Here is a 17,823-nt window from a genome sequence, read left to right as displayed (position 1 = left end):
CCTTTTCCTGAATTATTTCACTGAACTCAACGAAATTTTGCCATTATTACTATCTTGACTGCGTAATTTTCTTAAGTGTGAAACTTCTTTTTCATAGGTGGGGTGGTCGAATGGTGAGGATAGTCCTCAGCACAGATGAGACTTTGACGAGCACCTACCACGACGTCCCACTCTTGGACTTCCTTGGCTGTGCACCCTACGATAAGCTACCAAAGTGGGTGTTCAGGTTACTGGACAGCCAGTTGCCAGATGACAATGGAGTTCTAACTCAAGCTCCCTACGGGCTCAGGAAAATTGAGGCCGCTTTGCTGAAGTGCTTCTCAAGATATGAAGTTGTAGTGGCTCACCCCAGGAAGATAGAGCAGTTCATCGATGAAAGCACTGAGATAGTGGCACTCTACGAGATGGATCCCCTTGGCCTGGGCCCAGTAACGATGATGTTCACGAACGGAGGCCAGTGGAGGAGCTACACCTCCGTGAAGTTCAAGGAGCTGGTTAACAGGATAAACTCCGTTAGGGAGGGGAAGAAGCTCAACTTCAAGCTGGTAGTCGGAGGACCAGGAGCGTGGCAGCTCGAGATGAGGAGGGAGGAAAGAGAAAAGCTCAAGATAGATCACGTGGTTATTGGAGAAGCTGAGCATGTCATTTGTGACATCTTTAATGAGGTAATCAACGGTTCCGCCGATGAAACGATATTCGTCAAGGGATGGCCTAGGGTTGAGGAGATACCAACGATAGTTAATCCCTCCTATAAGGGATTAGTCGAGGTAATGAGAGGCTGTGGGAGGGGATGCAGGTTCTGCGAGCCCAACCTCAGGGTTGCTCGCTTCATCCCATTGGAAAGAATAGAGGAAGAAATAAGGCTTAACATAAACGCGGGAATAGACCATGCTTGGCTACACAGTGAGGACATCTTCCTGTACAAGGTCGAGGACAGGAAGAACTTCTACCCAAATGCCGAGGCAGTTATTGAACTATTTGAGATGGCAAGGAAGTACACTAGGCATGTCAATCCAACGCACGGAACTGTAGCTGGAGCCTTAGCTGTCCCAGGAATGATAGAGGAGATATCGAGAATAGTTGAAGCCAACGACAGCCACTGGATCGGCATACAGGTCGGAATGGAAACTGCAGACCCGGAGGTTATTGGAAGGCTCATGAACAACAAAATGAAGCCCTTCTCACCTGAGGAGTGGCCTTGGGTTCTGCTCAACGGAACGTACGTTTTCAACAAGAACTATTGGTTCCCGGCCTACACCACCATTCTAGGGCTTCCTGGGGACAATGATGATGCCGAGATAATGACCGCTCGGCTGATAATTACGATGGAGAAAGAGCTGGAGGAAAAACTTGGGAATAGAGCACACTTCACGATTACACCCCTAGCCTTCGTTCCTATGGGGGTTCTGAAGGGAGAAGAATTCTACAAAATAGATGAGATGATAACCTATGGCCAGTTCCTTCACCTCTACTACGCATGGAAGCACATGGCAAGGGAGATCCTGAAGGGCCTGCCCAAGGTCATGAGGGGCAACCCTTTCCTACTTCCGTTCTTCCCACTAGCGAGGCTCGGGGTCAGGATAGTCCTCAGGCAGATAGAGAAGTGGGGCAAAAAGAGGGGATTTGAAGTCAAGAAGCTCGAGCCCTTGGATATAAGGATAGAGGTTGAGGAGCACAGGTGGAGCTACAGGCCAAACCTAGCTGAGGCATATTAAGACTTCGCAATTGAAATTGCGTAATCAACGAGCTTCCCCGCGATGTTAATCTTTGTAGCTTCATAGGCCGATTTGAACTCCATGGTCGGATTAACCTCGTTAACTAAAAGCCCATTTGGCCCTTCAAATATGTCTATAGCCAAGGCACCTTCACCGAACGCCTCCCACGCTTTCACAGCCAGCTCCTTAACTTCTTCCTCCTCGCAGGGCTCAGCTTTGGCTCCTCTAGCGGCGTTAGTTATCCAGTGGTTCGAATAGCGGTAGATCGCCGTCACAAACTCTCCTCCAATCACGATAGCCCTTATGTCCCTTCCGGGCTTTTCAATGAATTCTTGAAGATAGTACACCTTGTAGAGCGGATTTCCCATCCACTCCCTGTGCTCAAATATGCCCTCGGCCGAAACCTCGTTGTCAACCTTGGCGATTAGCCTCCCCCAACTGCCAAAAACGGGTTTTGCAACAACTGGATAGCCCAGCTTTTCTGCGGCTTTGATTGCGCTGTTCTTATCGAAAGCCACTGCCCACCTTGGAACCGGAACCTTCTTCTGCAGTCTTAGCGTGGCAAGCAACTTATCTCCCGCCTCATAGATCAGCCAGTGCGGGTTTACGGTTGGAATCCCAAGTTCCTCAAACAGCTTTGAGATATAGAGGGCCTTGAAGTGGCTGACGTCCCTTATAATCACCACGTCAACATCGAAGTTCTCGGGGAATATGAGCTCCCTATCATTTATCATGACAACCTCTCCCTTTTTCTCGGCCTCCTTTTTCAGCATTAGCTCTTCTTTCCTGAGTATTGTGAAAGTTATCCCTATCCTCGTCATGGTCCCACCCTTTCCAAGAATTCCTTGACTAGCTTGGGATTTGGAGAGCCCTCAACGGGCTTCTTAATGCCCTCCTCCAGCGATACCTCTATACCATAGAGCTCGGAAATTTTCGAATAGAGCTCTTCAACGCTCTTTGAATCCCTTATAAGGGAGGCAACCTCCATATATACCTCCCTGTAAGGCCTTCCGGTCTTTAGGGAAATTTTTTCTGCTATATCGGTTGCAAGGATCGGGAAGAGCTTGGCATCCCTGAGCATTGCCCCAGGATTTATCTTCATTCCTTTAAACGCATCCCTGAATACCTTAATAGTTGTGAGCGTTCCCTTCAGTATTGCAAATGCGTGCTTGTTTGCTTCCTGCATGTCCAAGTTGTACCCGGTCGGCAACCCTTTCAGGATCGTGGCCATCGCAACGAAGTGGCCCAGTGCTTCTCCAGCCCATGCCCTCGCAACTTCCATGGTAACGGGGTTCTTCTTCTGGGGCATCATGCTGCTCGTTGCTAAGTGCTCTTTGGGTAGCTCAACGTAGTTGAAGTTGGGGGTAGAGAATACGACAAGATCTTCGGCTATCCTGGAGAGGGCTATAGATAGAGAGACATCTATAGAGCATGCTAACAATAAGAAGTCCCTGCTACTCGTGGCGTAGATGGAGTTCTCGGCTATCCTCGAGAACAATGTATTCTCCCTGTTAAGGGGCACGGATGTTCCCCCTACCGCCCCCGCGCCTAGCGGAGATTCATCGAGCCTTCCTAAGGCGAACTCCAAGAAATCAATGTATAGGTTAACAAGCTCTATTATGTGACTTAGGTAGTGGGCGAACGTTGAGGGCTGGGCAGGCTGGAGATGCGTGAACGAGGGCATTATTGTGTTAAGATTCTCCTTAGCTTTTTCCACTAAGACCCTCTTGAGTTCTTGAAGCTCCTTTATCTGCTCCTTCAGCAGTTTTTTGACCTTCAACCTCAAAGCACAGGCAACGTGATCGTTCCTACTCTTTCCTAGGGCTAAATACCCCTCAGCCTCTCCAATCTTGTCCCTGAGGTATATCTCTATAGCCTCGTGAACGTCTTCGGCTTCAATGTTAAATAATACTCCTGGGTTTTCTTTGAGTTCTTTCAACGCCTTTAGAATTTTCTTCTTGGCTTCCTGGGGAATTAAATGCGAAATAGATTCAACGTGAGCTTCGAGGCACTCTATAACCTCAACCACTATCTCCCTATCCTCTTCCATTGAGGAGATGTAGTCAAGTACAAAGGAGGTCGTATCACCAAGAAGGGCCTTCCTGTACATCTAAATCACCAAAAAATAAGGAAGAATTAACTCGCGAGCTTCTCAATTTCCTTTATCGTCTCTTTAAGCTCGCTAATACTCGTTACGGTCTTTGCTCCGTGCATGACATTGTACGCAAGAACGCTCTGCATCCCAAAGAGCTCGATGAAGCCCTTGGCTAGCTTCTGGTCGAACGTGCTGAACTTCTCATATGTTGCAACCTTGATGTCGTAGAGGGCGTTATCGGAGTGCCTTCCAACGACCACTGCATTGCCCTTCCATAGCTTAACCTTTACCTCACCGTTCACAACCTTCTCTGCTTCGTCTATGAAGCCCTCGAGGGCGTGCCTCAGTGGCTCGTACCAGAGACCGTTATAGACGAGCCAGGACCATTTAGAGTCAACGAACTCCTTAAATTCGAGCAACCATTTGGTCATCGTGAGCTTCTCGAGGTCATAGTGAGCCTTTATCAGAGTTACAGCTGCGGGGGCCTCATAAACCTCCCTGCTCTTTATACCCACGGTCCTGTCCTCTATGTGATCTATCCTCCCAACACCATGCTTTCCCGCTATTTCGTTGACCTTAAGTACAAGCTCTAGAAGGGGCATCTTCTCTCCATTGAGTGCTACAGGAACACCATTCTCAAACTCTATTGTTAGGTATTCAGGTTCATCCGGTGCTTTGGCTGGAGAAACCGTCCACTCCCACACTTCTTCTGGAGGTTCAGCAAAAGGATCCTCCAGGACTCCGCCCTCAATGCTCCTGCCCCATATGTTCTCGTCTATGCTGTATATTTTGTCGCTCACTGGAATTCCGTGCTTCTTGGCATACTCCATCTCCCAGTCCCTTGTGAGGTTCCACTCCGCAACTGGCTGGAGTATCTCAGCTTCTGGCATCAACGCCTTAATTCCGAGGTTGAACCTAACCTGATCGTTGCCTTTGCCAGTGCATCCGTGAGCTATGATATTGGCACCTTCCTTCTTTGCAACCTCAACTAGCTTTTCAACTATGAGAGGCCTAGCTAATGCCGTAGCCAAGGGATAAGCCTTCTCGTACAGAGCGTTGGCCTTTATTGCCTTTGACACGTATTCGTTCGCGAACTCCTCTTTTGCATCGATGTAGTAGTGCTTAACTGCCCCAAACTTGTAAGCCTTCTCCTCGATCTTCTCGAACTCATCTTTCTGGCCGACATCTACGGTTACTGTTATCACTTCAACTCCCAGCTTCTCCTGCATGAGCTTGAGGATAACTGAGGTATCGAGACCACCAGAGTAAGCTAATACCGCCTTCATTATATCACCTAGGTATTCCAGAAAGAACAACTTTTTTATAATTTTTGTAATTAACGTTACAAAAAAGTAAATAATGTTGCAAATATAACATTATCTGGCCGAGCCTTTGAGTTCTTTGATTAATTCCCTTAGAGCTTTCTCGGCCTCTATCTTTGAGTAGAACTCATATTCTCGCTTTAGAAACTCGTAATGATACTTCTCATCTTCAGCAAGCTTAAGGAAAGTCTTCTTATGCTTTGGGTTTTCAAGGAGATCATGTAGCATTAGGTAAACACCCTCTGACAGCTGCTCCGCGTCCATTCCTATAGACAGAACATCAAGGTAATCTCGCACGGTTTCCAACCGATAGTCCCCCTCCCTGAATACTTGAGACCAAGTCTTAAAGCGAATTTCAGAAGGCTCTTCCCCAGGGAACAAGGCCTCAAATATCTCCATGACTTTCCTGTCATGATCCTCCTCCATCTTCATGAATTCCCGAAATCTCTCCGTGGGATAACCTTCAGGGAGCTTCTCGGAGAGAAAGCGATAGAGCTCCGTAGAATCTATTTCTCCCTTAAGGGCATAGCTAAGAATGTCTTTTAGGGAGTACTTGGCGAGTTCTTTCAGTATTTCCCTTACTTCGTCCTTGATACCTGCCCTCCTCATGAAGAGCTCCAACGCAGAGCTCACAGAACCACCTGTTATAAATATTGTAAAAAATAGTTGAAAAATGTTTGGCCTAAATCATCCCAAGCCTTCTCTTAGCTTCATCACTCATCCTGTCTGGCGTCCATGGTGGATCAAATGTCAGCTCAACTTCAACATCCTTTACCCCAGGAATCTCCAGAACCTTCTCCTCAACTGCTCTCAAGATCCATAGTGTAAGAGGACATCCTGGGGTGGTCATAGTCATCTTGATATACACAGTATTGTCGGGGTTTATCTTCAACTCGTATATTAAACCCAAGTTAACAACATCAAGTCCTATCTCGGGATCTATGACCTCCTTAAGCTTCTCCAGAATCATTTCCTCCGTCAGCTTAACGTTCTCTCCGCCTTTCTGCTCCCTCACAAACCCAATTTCAACCTGCTTAACGCCCTCAAGCTCCTTTATCCTGTTGTAAACTTTCAAGAGCGTTGCATCATCTATCTTCTCTTTGAAGGTTATTTTAACGGTGCCATCCTCAACTTCTAGGCTCTCAATTATCTCGTTCTTCCCGGTAATTTCCTCAATAGCCCTCTCAACTTCTTCCTTCGTTACCAAATCTCCACACCCAGTGGTAGTTCCAATAAACAGATTTAAACCTTTTGGGTCAAAACTGTTCCATCAATTTTATTCCACTTAATCGTTTGATAAACTGACAAAATTAGTCCCAGAAATATGTGTTTTAAGTCAATAAAATTTAATAATGTCAAAATGCACACGTTTAAACAAGGGTGAGAAAAATGGAGAACGCTCTTGAGAAGCTTGAAAATATTCTTGAGAAGGAGCAGTTTGAGAAAATCAGGAAGATAAACAATCCCTACCTGCATGAATTCTTAGCAGAATGGATTGAATGGCTTCAGCCAAGCAAGATTTTTGTTTGTACCGATTCGCCGGAGGATGAAGAGTACGTCCGCTGGAAGGCCCTCTATTACGGAGAGGAAAAGATGCTTGAAATGCCCAGGCATACAGTTCACTATGACAACTACTACGATCAGGCAAGGGACAAAACAAACACAAAACTCCTAGTTCCAAAGGGAGTTACCCTCCCATTCCTCAACACAATAGAGAGGGAAGAAGGGCTTAGGGAAATAAGAGAGATAATGAAGGGAATCATGAAAGGAAAAGAACTGTTCATATGCTTCTTCGTTCTCGGCCCAAAGAATTCGGTCTTCACGATTCCCGCAGTTCAGCTGACGGACTCGGCCTATGTAGCCCACTCAGAATTCCTGCTGTATAGGAAAGGTTACGAGGAATTTGTGAGGATGGGGCCAACTAGGAACTTCTTAAGGTTCGTTCACTCCGCTGGGGAGCTTGATGAGAGAAAGACAAGTAAAAACCTTGACAAGAGGAGGATATACATTGACTTAGTGGACGAGACTGTGTATTCAGCAAATACGCAATACGGTGGGAACACTATAGGGTTAAAGAAGCTCGCGTTTAGGCTCACGATCCAGAGAGCCGTTAGAGAGGGTTGGCTAAGCGAGCACATGTTCCTTATGAGGGTTAACGGCCCGAACGGGAGGAAAACGTACTTCACAGGAGCTTATCCAAGCATGTGTGGGAAAACTTCAACGGCGATGATACCCTGGGAGAACATAGTGGGTGACGACCTCGTCTTCATAAAGAACCTCGACGGCAGGGCTAGGGCAGTAAACGTTGAAATTGGTGTCTTCGGAATAATAGAGGGAGTAAACGAGAAAGATGATCCAATTATATGGAAGGTTCTTCACTCTCCAGTCGAAATTATATTCTCTAACGTTTTGGTTAAGGATGGTAAGCCCTACTGGAACGGGATGGGCATTCCAATACCCGATGAGGGTGAGAACCACAGTGGAAAATGGTGGCGCGGGAAGAAGGATGCAGAGGGCAGAGAAATTCCTCCAAGCCACAAAAACGCAAGGTTTACCGTTAGGCTTGAAGCGTTCCCCAACCTCGACAGGGAAGCCCTAGAGAACCCGTGCGGAGTTGAGGTCGGCGGAATGATATTCGGTGGCAGAGACCCAGATACATGGCCACCCGTTAGGGAAGCGTTTAGCTGGCAACATGGAGTAATAACAATGGGAGCTTCGCTTGAGAGCGAGACTACAGCGGCAACCCTCGGCAAGGAAGGAGTTAGGGCCTTCAACCCGATGTCAATTCTCGACTTCCTGAGCGTCCACATAGGCGATTACATTAGGAACTACCTTGAATTCGGAAGAAAGTTGAAGAAGACACCCAAGATATTCGCGGTCAACTACTTCCTCCGGGAAAACGGCCAGTGGTTAAATGAAAAGCTTGATAAGGCAGTGTGGCTTAAGTGGATGGAGCTTAGAGTCCACGGCGACGTAGAGGCTATTGAAACCCCGATAGGGTACATTCCAAAATACGAGGATCTTAAGGCCCTGTTCAAGCAAGTACTGAACAAAGAGTACACTAGAGAAGACTATGAGAAGCAGTTCAAGATTAGAGTTCCAGAGTTGCTTGCAAAGATAGACAGAATATGGAAGATATATGAGCCCCTGGACAATATCCCAGAGGAGCTCTTTGAGGAGCTTGAAAAAGAAAGGAAGAGGCTATTAGAGGCAAGAGAAAGGTATGGAGAATACATAAGTCCCTTCAAATTCCTCAATCCATGATCCTGTACAGCTCGTTCCAATAGATATCCTGAAGCCACTGGACATCCCTTACAACTTTTTTGTTATTTACCTCTAATATAAACTCCTCACCAGAAATTTTTCCGAGTACATTAACTGGGAGTACCTTCCTGACCTTTTCTAGGTTCTCCTCCGGGAACGTGATGATATACCTTCCGTGGCTCTCGCTAAAGGCAAAGTCCACGGGGCTTAGTGGGGTCTCAAACTTAGCAGTAACTCCAACGTTGAACCACGCGCTAATTTCCGCCAAGGCTACAGCAATTCCACCCTTTGACACATCGTGAACAAATGACACTAATGACCTCTCAACGAGTTCAAGAACTCCATAAGCGTTTCTCCTTTCGTTCTCAAGGTCAACTCTCGGGGCTATCCCCTTGTTAATCCCCAGGATCCTGTACAGCTCAGAACCTCCAAGCTCCTTCTTGGTTTCTCCTACAAGAGCAATAAGATCTTCTTCCCTGGGGCCCTTAGGTATTACTTCGAGCTTAACCTTTCCTAGGCCTGCAACGACGGGAGTTGGCTTTATTGGCCTATCAACGACCTCATTGTAGAAGCTGACGTTCCCGCTTATATAGGCTAGGTTGAATGCTTTAGCTGCATCAGCTAAGCCTCTCACGGTCTCAGCAAAGGCCCAGTAAACTTCAGGCCTCTCAGGAGAGGCGAAGTTCAAGTTGTCAATTAATGCCAGAGGCCTGGCACCAACGCTAACGAGATTCCTCACGACCTCGGCAACCGCTCCCATAGCTCCGTGATAGGGGTTTAGATAGCTGTGCCCAGGATTACCATCGGCAACAAAAGCCAGGCCATATTCATTATTTATCTTCAGAACTGCAGCATCAAATCCTGGCTTTACCACAGTCCTTCCTTGGACTTCGTGGTCATACTGCTCCCATACCCACCTCTTAGCTATAATATTTGGGCTCCTCCAGACTTTCTCAAAGGCTTCCTCCAAGGAAATTGGGGGGGTTTCAACTTCCTCCTCGACCCTATACTCCTTTAAGGGCCACTTAATCGTGGGGACGTCAGTGAGGAGATCTATAGGCAAATCAGCAACCTTCTCTCCATTCCAGTAGACGATGAAGCGAGGCTCCTCTATCGTCTCACCTACCACGGTCCACTCAAGTCCGTACTTCTCAAATATTCTTCCCAGAGCTTCAACGTCCTCTGGCTTTACCGCGAAGAGCATTCTCTCCTGGCTCTCGGAGATCATCACTTCAACGACATTCATCCCAGGCTCCCTCAAGGGAACCCTGTCAGCGTATATTACTGCCCCAAAGCCCTTCTTCCCGGCCATTTCTGAGGCTGCACAAGTTAGACCTCCCCCACCCAGATCCTTCAATGCCCTAACTTTACCCGTGTATACAGCTTCAAGCGTTGCCTCTATGAGGAGCTTCTCCGTGAAGGGGTCGGGAATTTGAACTGCTGAACGATCCTCTTCCTCGGCGTTCTCACTGAGCTCTTCGCTCGCGAATGTGACCCCATGAATTCCGTCCCTTCCAGTTCTGTTACCCACTAACACGAGCTTTAATCCCGCTTCGGTAACGTAGCTGTGAACTAAGTGTTCAGGCTTCATTATCCCTATGCAGGCGACATTTACGAGCGTGTAGTTGTCCAAGCTCTCATCGAATTCCGTCTCTCCCCCAACGGTTGGAACACCGATTCTGTTACCGTAATCAGCTATACCTTTAACTACGTACTCGAAAAGGTACCTGTTCCTGTCGTTCTCGAGAGGCCCAAATCTTATCGGATCTAACAACGCTATGGGCCTAGCCCCCATACATAGGATGTCCCTAACAATTCCACCAACTCCAGTTGCAGCCCCACCGTAGGGTTCTACAGCTGAGGGATGGTTATGGCTCTCTATTCCAGCCACTATCCAAGTGTCATCCTCAAACTTTATTATCCCGGCATCCTCCCCTGGGCCCAGAACTACGTGCTCGTTATTCGTAGGAAGAAGTTTGAGCCAAGGCCTACTTGATTTATATGAGGCATGCTCGCTCCACATTACTTCAAGCATTGCCCACTCAAGCTCATTTGGCTCCCTACCAAGCCTCTCGCGAATGTATTTTTCCTCGTGTGGGAACATAACTGACCCTCCATCAATTGACAGAAACATGTAAAAACAGAAAGTTTTTAAGGTTTATTTTGACAGAAAAATGACAAAATAGAAGGATAAAAGAAATGCTTAATGAGGTTGTACATAGAATCCAGACTCAGCCCATCCTTTCCCCAGGATCATATAGCTCCCCTCAGTCCCATAAGGAAATCTAAGAACAACCCTTGCTGTTCCTATTCTATCCACTCCTGCAACTACAACCAATATTCTATTCCTATTCCAGGGATTCCTAATACGCTCTATGACACCTATACCCTTTGCACAGGATACAAAATCGCCTGTAACCTCTTTAAAATACCTCTCAGAATATCGGAAGGAACCAAGCCAGGTCACATTTGATGGATTTCTAACAAGACACCAAGTTCCATTGTACTTAACGAATTTTATTGGGAGTACATCATTTAGCTCCCTGGTGATATTATTTGAGACTGGACCACCTACAAGAATCACATTTTGCCTGAGATCTTCTGGAATAACTGCTTTATCAAACTTAACAGTCACATTAACTTGAGTACCATAGGTAGATTTGAACATTTCCTTCACTTCATACTTCAATCTCTCTGCAGCCCTTTGATCAATGAGGATCCCACTCTTGTCAGGATTCCGAGTACCATAAATAATTACTATTCTTCTGCTATCTAATACACTCTCGGCGAAATCTTCACCAAGAATCGGCAACTTCGTGTCAAAATACCTCGAAACATTATCCTCGGTAGCCCAGCTTTCCATGTGCCTTATGAGAACTGGGAGGTAATCAAAGAGTGTCTCATTCTCATGCTTCGTTTTATTGAATCTTTCTATTTCTTCAAGAAAATCCTCCGTTAGGAACAGCGAGTAAAGAAGATTTCTGTACCTAACGAAATCTCTTGGCACCCCCGCATTTAAACACATGAACTCAGCAACACTCTCCGTAATCCCCTCTTTGAAATATATCGTATAATTGGAGAAATGCATAGGATCGAGGCTTGTAATTTTTGGGTACCTAGTCTTTATACCACTGAGATAGTAGGAAACGTTCTTAAACGTTACATTAGTTACCAGTTGGTCTACGAGGGGATGTGTAAACTCGTGAAAGATCGTGCAGATGCCTTGGTACCTGGATACCCCCGCAGCATGTAGGATTCCTCCCACATAATAAGCTGTCGTATTCGTGAAGCCAGAATGAGGATGGATATAGAGGGAATACGAAAGCTCAACCTTATAGTCTTTAAATGACCTGCCAAATAACTCCCTATGCAATTTCTCTGTTATATTAAGATAGGGTCGGTAGATAGAAGTTAGGTTCTCGTATTCTTTCCTATGCCTCAGGTAAAATTCAGTAAAATTTGAGTCCCTCGCAAATTTCTCCAAAATTTCTGGAAGATCCTCAACTAGCGTTTTATTATCCACAAACATAGCTATAGCATAATCTCTATCTATGTAAGAAGAGTCGTTAGCAAAGAGTTCCCTGATGTACTTTACAGCCTCATGATTTCTATAAGGGAAGAAGTACTCCAAAACGTCTCGGGTGTAGTTCCAAGGGGCTATAACGAAGGGATCCTTCCAGCCGAAGGCCAAGATATATACTACAGAAAACAGTTCCAAGTTAGGATTTACTTCTACAGTAACCTTTGCCTGAACAGGCGTTACAAAGCTAAATAACACAATCCCAGTAACCAGCACAACGAAAATTTCTTTCTTCATAATACCTACCAATTACCGTCCTCTGGAGTGCTATATATCTTTTATCTCCCATTAAAGTACTCTTTTGAGAGCCTTGCCCTTTAGAGCAGGGATTGTCAGCGTTTAACCCACTCCACCATGCTCTTAAAGACTTTAAGTCCATCTTCGCTCCCCAGGAACCTGTCACTTGCCCTCTCAGGGTGGGGCATCATTCCCAGGACGTTGCCCCTATCGTTGCTCACCCCAGCTATGTTCAAAACCGACCCATTGGGATTCGCTTCCTCGGTTATTTCCCCCTTCTCGTCGCTATACTGGAAGACCACCCTAACCCTTGAGGGATCATCAATGTAATAGTTTCCTTCAGCGTGTGCTATAGGCATTCTAATAACCTCTCCCGGCTCGTAGAATTGCGTGAAAGCCGTGTTGGTGTCAACTACTTTAAGGTGAACCCATCTGCAAATGAACCTCGGGATCTTGTTCGGCCTCAATGCACCTGGCAGAATTCCAGATTCCGTTAGAACCTGAAAGCCGTTGCATATCCCAAGAACTGGCCTTCCTTCTTCTGCGAACTCCCTAACCTCCTCCATTATCCTTTGCCTCGCCGCGATAGCTCCTGCCCTTAGATAATCGGCATAGCTAAAGCCCCCAGGGAGAACGACGCCGTCGTAATCCTTTATTGACTCCTGATACCAAACTCTCTCAGCCTTTCCTCCCGCCTTTCTTATGGCCTCGACAGTTTCAAAGTCACAGTTCGTTCCTGGGAACACTATAACCGCGAACTTGGGCATCTCACTTCACCGGCTCAATTGTATACTCCCAAGTGTGAATCAGGGGATTTGCAAGTAGCCTCTTACACATCTCTTCCACTTCTTCTTCAGGCTTCTCACTTTCCAAGACGAACTCAAAGCACTTTGGAACCCTCAGCTCTTCAACTTTGTAGCCAAGGTTTCTGAGTGCGTTGCCTATGACTCTCCCCTCTGGATCGTTTAGACCCTCCTTCAGCCTAACGAGAACCCTAACCCTCCACTTCACCCATATCACCTTGCCATAAATGTGTAAAAATTCGAGGTTTTTAAGGGTTATTTACACATGAAAATGTTAATGCTCAAAGGGTAAAAGAAGAGTGAGATTAGCTCTTCCACCTGGGATTGTCAACAACCTTAACTTCGCCGTCCTCTTCTATAACTACCTTGCTGAATCCTTTCTCAGCTATCGTTCCGTAGTCGTGACCCGCATCGGCGGGGTAAATTGCGAGAAATATGAACGGTTCATTTCCAGTATTAACGGTTCTGTGGGCCCAATATGGAGGGACGTAAACTACGGTCCCAGGCTCCATGGGAATCCATCTCGCCTCCCCCTCTGGAGTTTGAAGGAGCATGCCCCCCTTACCTTTTAATGCAATGTAGATCTCGGCCCTATCTTTTTTGGCATGGAAGTGCCCTTTGGTAAAGAAGAACTCTTTACCGACTTTCCCTGGGTACAGTACTGTGGTTGCAAAGTTCAGGTCACCCTCTTTTTCTTCCTGCTCCACTGCATAAACTTCGTAGACCACGGGATCTCCGTTCTTGACCATTTCCTCCCACGCCTTCTCATCCAAGAAGTATCCCTTCATGTCACTTAATCTCCTTACGGACTTCTTGGCCCCAGGAATTATCCCAGTTTCAAAGTCCACCTTTACGCCAAGTGGCTCCTTGTACATCTTCACCACCATTAGTGTCTTCCCTTCTCCTCTTTTTCACTTTTTCCATCTCTCCCTGCATGTAGCTTATGTAACCCATAATTGAAAGAGCCATCCCCATGATCATTATAAGAAAGCTCAAGGGAGATAGATACGAATAAGGATAGGCATATCCAACGACGGCAAAAGAGTACCTAACAGGATTGCTGGAGCTTATCCTAGGGAAATCTGTAATATTTGTAATCGTTACTGGATTTCCCGATATGTTAACGATTTTACTGTTCTTATTCCACGAGATCATAACGGTTGCATTCTCCGAGTATAACGTTAGATTGGCACTGAGTATTGTAACAATGTCCTCGTCCTGGATCCTATAATATCCAGTAACATTACCAGTTATTTCCTTTTCAACGACTTTAACGTCTAAGGCTACTAAAGAAAGGATGAGAGCAGCAAAAAGGAGAGAAATGCCAACAAAGATTGTAGGATACCTTAAGGCATCTTTTAGTGCCATGACTTAGCACCGCTAGATTTTTCCAGCCAAGTGGCATTCAACCCAGTGGTTGTGAGAGTACTCAACTAGCTGAGGCTCCTTCTTATCGCACAGGCCTTTCTGGAAGTAAACACATCTCGGGTGGAACCTACAGCCTGGTGGTATGTTCACAGCACTTGGAACTTCACCCTTGATTGGGAGCTCCTTTATGACATCCTTTCTTGATGGGTCTGGCTCTGGAACTGCGGCGAGTAGTGCCCTTGTGTAGGGGTGAATTGGATTATCAATTACTTCCTTTGCCGGGCCCATCTCCACTATCCTTCCAAGGTACATCACCGCAATCCAGTCGGCAAAGTACCTTGCTGTAGAGAGGTCGTGAGTAATGTAGAGGTACGTAACACCCATCTTCTCCTTTAGCTCCTTCATCAGCTCAAGGATCTCTGCCCTAATTGAAACGTCAAGCATTGAAACTGGCTCATCTGCAACTATGAACTTCGGATTGAGGATTAGTGCTCTGGCTATGGCAACTCTCTGCCTCTGACCTCCTGAAAGCATGTGTGGGAATCTTCCAACGTACTCTTCTGGTGGAACAATCTTAACCATCTCAAGGGCCTTGTATATCAGCTCCTCCCTTTCAGCCCTAGTCTCACCTATTCCGTGGATAAGGAGGGGCTCTTCAAGGACATCATAGATTCTAAATCTCGGGTTCATTGAGCTGAAGGGATCCTGGAATATCATCTGAACTTTCCTTCTGTAAGCCTTTATTTCCTCCTTTGTCTTTAGTTCCGTGACATCCTGTCCGTCCAAGTATATCTTACCGTCCGTGGGATCCAACAGCTTCATAACCAGTTTTCCAGTTGTAGTTTTCCCACATCCGCTCTCTCCTACTAGTGCGAATACTTCCTGCTTCTGAACCTCAAAGCTTACTCCATCAACTGCCTTCACGAACTTGGGAGGCTCTCCCCTGAGTGATGCGAGTAATCCTCTTCTGACTGGGAAATACTTCTTCAGATTAACAACCTTTAGGATTGGCTCGGCCATATTACCACCTCACAGGAGCCAGCATGCCGCGTAGTGATCCTTATCAACTTCAACAAGTTTTGGTTCTTCCTGTCTACACCTATCCATTGCATATGGACATCTTGGGTGGAACCTGCAACCAGTTGGGGGATTAAGCAAGTTTGGTGGGCTTCCTGGGATGAACTCGAGCTTTTCAACATCTTCATGTAACCTTGGAATTGCAGCCAAGAGCTTCTGGGTGTAGGGATGAGCTGGCTCGTTGTATATCTTTTCACTTGGCCCTATCTCGACAATCTTTCCTGCGTACATTATTGCTACTCTGTCGCTTATCTCGGCAAGGATACTAAGGTCGTGAGTGATGAATATCATTGAAAGACCAAGCTTCTTCTTGAGCCTCTTCATTAGGTTTATTATCTGAGCCTGAACAACGACGTCTAGGGCCGTTGTAGGCTCATCTGCTATGACTATGTCAGGTTCAAGTATTAGTGCTGTTGCTATGACAACTCTCTGCTTCATTCCACCCGAGAGCTCGTGAGGATACCTGTAGACTATTTCTGGATCTAGACCGACGAGCTCGAGGTACTTCATGGCCTTGTCCAAGGCTTCTTCCCTACTCATTCCTCTATGGTAAATTAGGGGCTCAATCATTTGGTATCCAATGGTATAAACAGGGTTAAGGGCGTTCATTGCACCCTGGAATATCATTGAGATCTTCTGCCATCTAATTTCCCTTCTGAGGACGTCCTCCGGGAGGCCAACTATCTCCCTGCCATCGATCTTTATGCTACCGCTCACTATCCTTCCTGGGGGCTGAGGCATTCCCATTAATGTGAAACCAATGGATGACTTACCACATCCGCTCTCTCCAGCGAGGCCAAGCACCTCACCCTTTTCAAGGTCAAAGGTGACGTCATCAACGGCTTTAACAGGACCTCTGGATGTGAAGTAGTACATTTTAAGGTTCTTCACTTCAAGAACCTTCTTCGCCATCTTCACAACCTCCTTAGTCTTGGGTTCAGCACCCTATCAAGCGCGGTACCGAGGAGCACGAACGTGAGTGATACTAATGCAATCGCAAGTCCTGGGGGAATCACCCACCACCAGTAACCATTAATAGTAGCACTTGCAGCTTGGGCATCGTGAAGCATCTGACCCCAGGTTACAGCTGTAGGATCTCCCAAACCTAAATAGCTAAGTCCTGCCTCGGTGAGAATTGCACCTGGAACGCTGAGGGCTATCTGGGCGAATGCATAGGGTAATAACTGGGGCATTATGTGCTTGAAGACTATTCTGCCAGATCCAGCACCAAGGGCTATTGCAGCTTCAACGTATGTCTGCTCCTTGATCTGGAGTGCCATACTTCTCGAAACTCTCGCTATTCCTACCCATCCAAAGATGACCAAAAGTAGTACTATTATTCCCAGGGTTACGTGGCCGTGGAAGGATGAGGCCAGCAAAATCAAAATTGGCAATGTAGGTATTGACGCCATGAACTCCTGGAATCTCATCATCATCTCGTCTGTCCATCCACCGAAGTAAGCGCTTGCAACTCCGTAGAGCACTCCAATAAAGACACTCAGAACTGCAACTGAGATACCGATTATCAATGATATCCTAGTACCCCAAACGAGACCTGCCCATATATCCCTTCCCATTGTGTCAGTACCCATGTATCCATATGTTCTTCCCGTGAAGATAACTTTCATGTGGTTGAAGTCAACTTTATCTCCTGGGTTGAAAGTGTAAATCTCAATATCAAACTTGTAGGTTCCCTTAAGAGGCTGAGGATTTACCAAGATACCAGGCTGAGCTTTTGCAAAGAGGACTTTCATTACGTCAATAGTACTTGGTACGATCGATGCCAGATCTTTCTGAGATTCAAATTGGGAAGCCCATGAGATTATATTATTCCTGGAGATGTCATCGTATGCAAGTTGTATGACCATCCCTTCTATTAGATCTCCCGAATAGACTTCAATACTCTTCCCATCTGGCCTATGTACTGTTATTATTATATTAGCCTTAGTGTTAATATCTTGGAGCTTAACATTGATTCCTTTAATTATTATATTTGTAGGAGGAACATCGTACTTGAAGTCATATGTGAACTCAAGTTTGTAGTATCTCATGCCTCCTCCTAAGTCTTCTCCATTTACTAGGAGCTTTATATCATTGAATGTGTACTCTTTATGAGGAGCCAATTGTTTTCCTGCAAACCAATTATACCATACCGGAGGCACAGCTTTTGGCGTATCTTCCCATGGCAATTTCCATTTTTGAGGAATGTCAGGGGAGGTTATAAAGGGAGCAGCAATAGCGACAAATACTAGTAATGCTAGTAAAGCTATTCCTAGTAGACCACCCTTTTGTCTCCTAAATTCAAACCAGAAATTAGCGAGACTGTCTTTAACGTCAACCCATCTCATTTATCTCACCTCCA

The 17,823-nt window shown here is 46.1% G+C and carries 16 protein-coding genes; 2 read left to right on the top strand and 14 right to left on the bottom strand.

Annotated elements, in window-relative coordinates:
• The first annotated feature begins 110 nt into the window (after positions 1 to 110).
• Positions 111 to 1,715 (top strand): B12-binding domain-containing radical SAM protein, encoded by a 1,605-nt coding sequence (locus A3L04_RS02185; RefSeq protein WP_068576317.1) that lies wholly within the window; start codon positions 111 to 113, stop codon positions 1,713 to 1,715.
• Here the strand turns inward: A3L04_RS02185 and lysX are convergent.
• From lysX to A3L04_RS02160, 5 genes are all read right to left on the bottom strand, one after another.
• Positions 1,712 to 2,536 (bottom strand): lysine biosynthesis protein LysX, encoded by an 825-nt coding sequence (lysX, locus tag A3L04_RS02180; protein WP_068576315.1) that lies wholly within the window; start codon positions 2,534 to 2,536, stop codon positions 1,712 to 1,714. The two genes, A3L04_RS02185 and lysX, sit on opposite strands and share 4 nt — an antisense overlap.
• Positions 2,533 to 3,825: an argininosuccinate lyase gene (gene argH / locus A3L04_RS02175; protein ID WP_068576313.1), complete on the bottom strand. Its 1,293-nt coding sequence runs from the start codon at positions 3,823 to 3,825 to the stop codon at positions 2,533 to 2,535. Before argH ends, lysX begins: the two co-directional genes overlap by 4 nt.
• 26 nt (positions 3,826 to 3,851) lie before the next feature.
• Entirely contained in the window at positions 3,852 to 5,096 is a 1,245-nt protein-coding gene (locus tag A3L04_RS02170; RefSeq protein ID WP_068576311.1) for an argininosuccinate synthase, read from the bottom strand.
• A gap of 90 nt (positions 5,097 to 5,186) precedes the next feature.
• Positions 5,187 to 5,765, bottom strand: a complete 579-nt coding sequence (locus tag A3L04_RS02165) for a ferritin-like domain-containing protein (protein ID WP_068576309.1) — start codon at positions 5,763 to 5,765, stop codon at positions 5,187 to 5,189.
• Positions 5,766 to 5,814: 49 nt separating this feature from the next.
• Positions 5,815 to 6,339: a metal-sulfur cluster assembly factor gene (locus A3L04_RS02160; protein ID WP_068576307.1), complete on the bottom strand. Its 525-nt coding sequence runs from the start codon at positions 6,337 to 6,339 to the stop codon at positions 5,815 to 5,817.
• Between the two features lie 182 nt (positions 6,340 to 6,521).
• Here A3L04_RS02160 and A3L04_RS02155 point away from each other — a divergent pair, with 182 nt between their 5' ends.
• A complete protein-coding gene (locus A3L04_RS02155) occupies positions 6,522 to 8,396 on the top strand; it encodes a phosphoenolpyruvate carboxykinase (GTP) (protein WP_068576305.1) in 1,875 nt (624 codons plus the stop codon).
• Here A3L04_RS02155 and purL read toward each other — a convergent pair.
• The 9 genes from purL to A3L04_RS02110 form a co-directional block, all read right to left on the bottom strand.
• A complete protein-coding gene (gene purL, locus A3L04_RS02150) occupies positions 8,386 to 10,500 on the bottom strand; it encodes a phosphoribosylformylglycinamidine synthase subunit PurL (RefSeq protein ID WP_068576303.1) in 2,115 nt (704 codons plus the stop codon). The two genes, A3L04_RS02155 and purL, sit on opposite strands and share 11 nt — an antisense overlap.
• Positions 10,501 to 10,599: 99 nt before the next feature.
• Complete coding sequence (locus tag A3L04_RS02145) at positions 10,600 to 12,213, bottom strand: DUF4932 domain-containing protein (protein ID WP_068576301.1); 1,614 nt, start codon at positions 12,211 to 12,213, stop codon at positions 10,600 to 10,602.
• A 95-nt stretch (positions 12,214 to 12,308) separates the two neighbouring features.
• The gene (purQ, locus tag A3L04_RS02140) at positions 12,309 to 12,980 is read right to left on the bottom strand and encodes a phosphoribosylformylglycinamidine synthase I (RefSeq protein WP_068576300.1); all 672 of its coding nucleotides are present in this window, start codon (positions 12,978 to 12,980) and stop codon (positions 12,309 to 12,311) included.
• A gap of 1 nt (position 12,981) precedes the next feature.
• The gene (gene purS, locus A3L04_RS02135) at positions 12,982 to 13,224 is read right to left on the bottom strand and encodes a phosphoribosylformylglycinamidine synthase subunit PurS (RefSeq protein ID WP_068576297.1); all 243 of its coding nucleotides are present in this window, start codon (positions 13,222 to 13,224) and stop codon (positions 12,982 to 12,984) included.
• Between the two features lie 97 nt (positions 13,225 to 13,321).
• Positions 13,322 to 13,891, bottom strand: coding sequence for a glucose-6-phosphate isomerase (pgiA, locus tag A3L04_RS02130; protein WP_068576295.1), 570 nt, complete (start codon positions 13,889 to 13,891; stop codon positions 13,322 to 13,324).
• Positions 13,854 to 14,384 (bottom strand): hypothetical protein, encoded by a 531-nt coding sequence (locus A3L04_RS02125; protein ID WP_068576293.1) that lies wholly within the window; start codon positions 14,382 to 14,384, stop codon positions 13,854 to 13,856. The genes pgiA and A3L04_RS02125 overlap by 38 nt, the downstream gene beginning before the upstream one ends.
• Before the next feature lie 12 nt (positions 14,385 to 14,396).
• Positions 14,397 to 15,404: an ABC transporter ATP-binding protein gene (locus tag A3L04_RS02120; RefSeq protein WP_068576291.1), complete on the bottom strand. Its 1,008-nt coding sequence runs from the start codon at positions 15,402 to 15,404 to the stop codon at positions 14,397 to 14,399.
• Between the two features lie 9 nt (positions 15,405 to 15,413).
• Entirely contained in the window at positions 15,414 to 16,373 is a 960-nt protein-coding gene (locus tag A3L04_RS02115) for an ABC transporter ATP-binding protein (RefSeq protein ID WP_068576289.1), read from the bottom strand.
• A gap of 2 nt (positions 16,374 to 16,375) precedes the next feature.
• Positions 16,376 to 17,809 (bottom strand): ABC transporter permease, encoded by a 1,434-nt coding sequence (locus A3L04_RS02110; RefSeq protein ID WP_068576288.1) that lies wholly within the window; start codon positions 17,807 to 17,809, stop codon positions 16,376 to 16,378.
• Between the last annotated feature and the right edge of the window lie 14 nt (positions 17,810 to 17,823).

It is taken from the genome of Thermococcus chitonophagus, from assembly GCF_002214605.1.
Classification (GTDB): domain Archaea; phylum Methanobacteriota_B; class Thermococci; order Thermococcales; family Thermococcaceae; genus Pyrococcus; species Pyrococcus chitonophagus.
The sequence above is the reverse complement of the archived record's forward strand: the minus strand, read 5'-3'. Positions and strand labels throughout refer to the sequence as shown.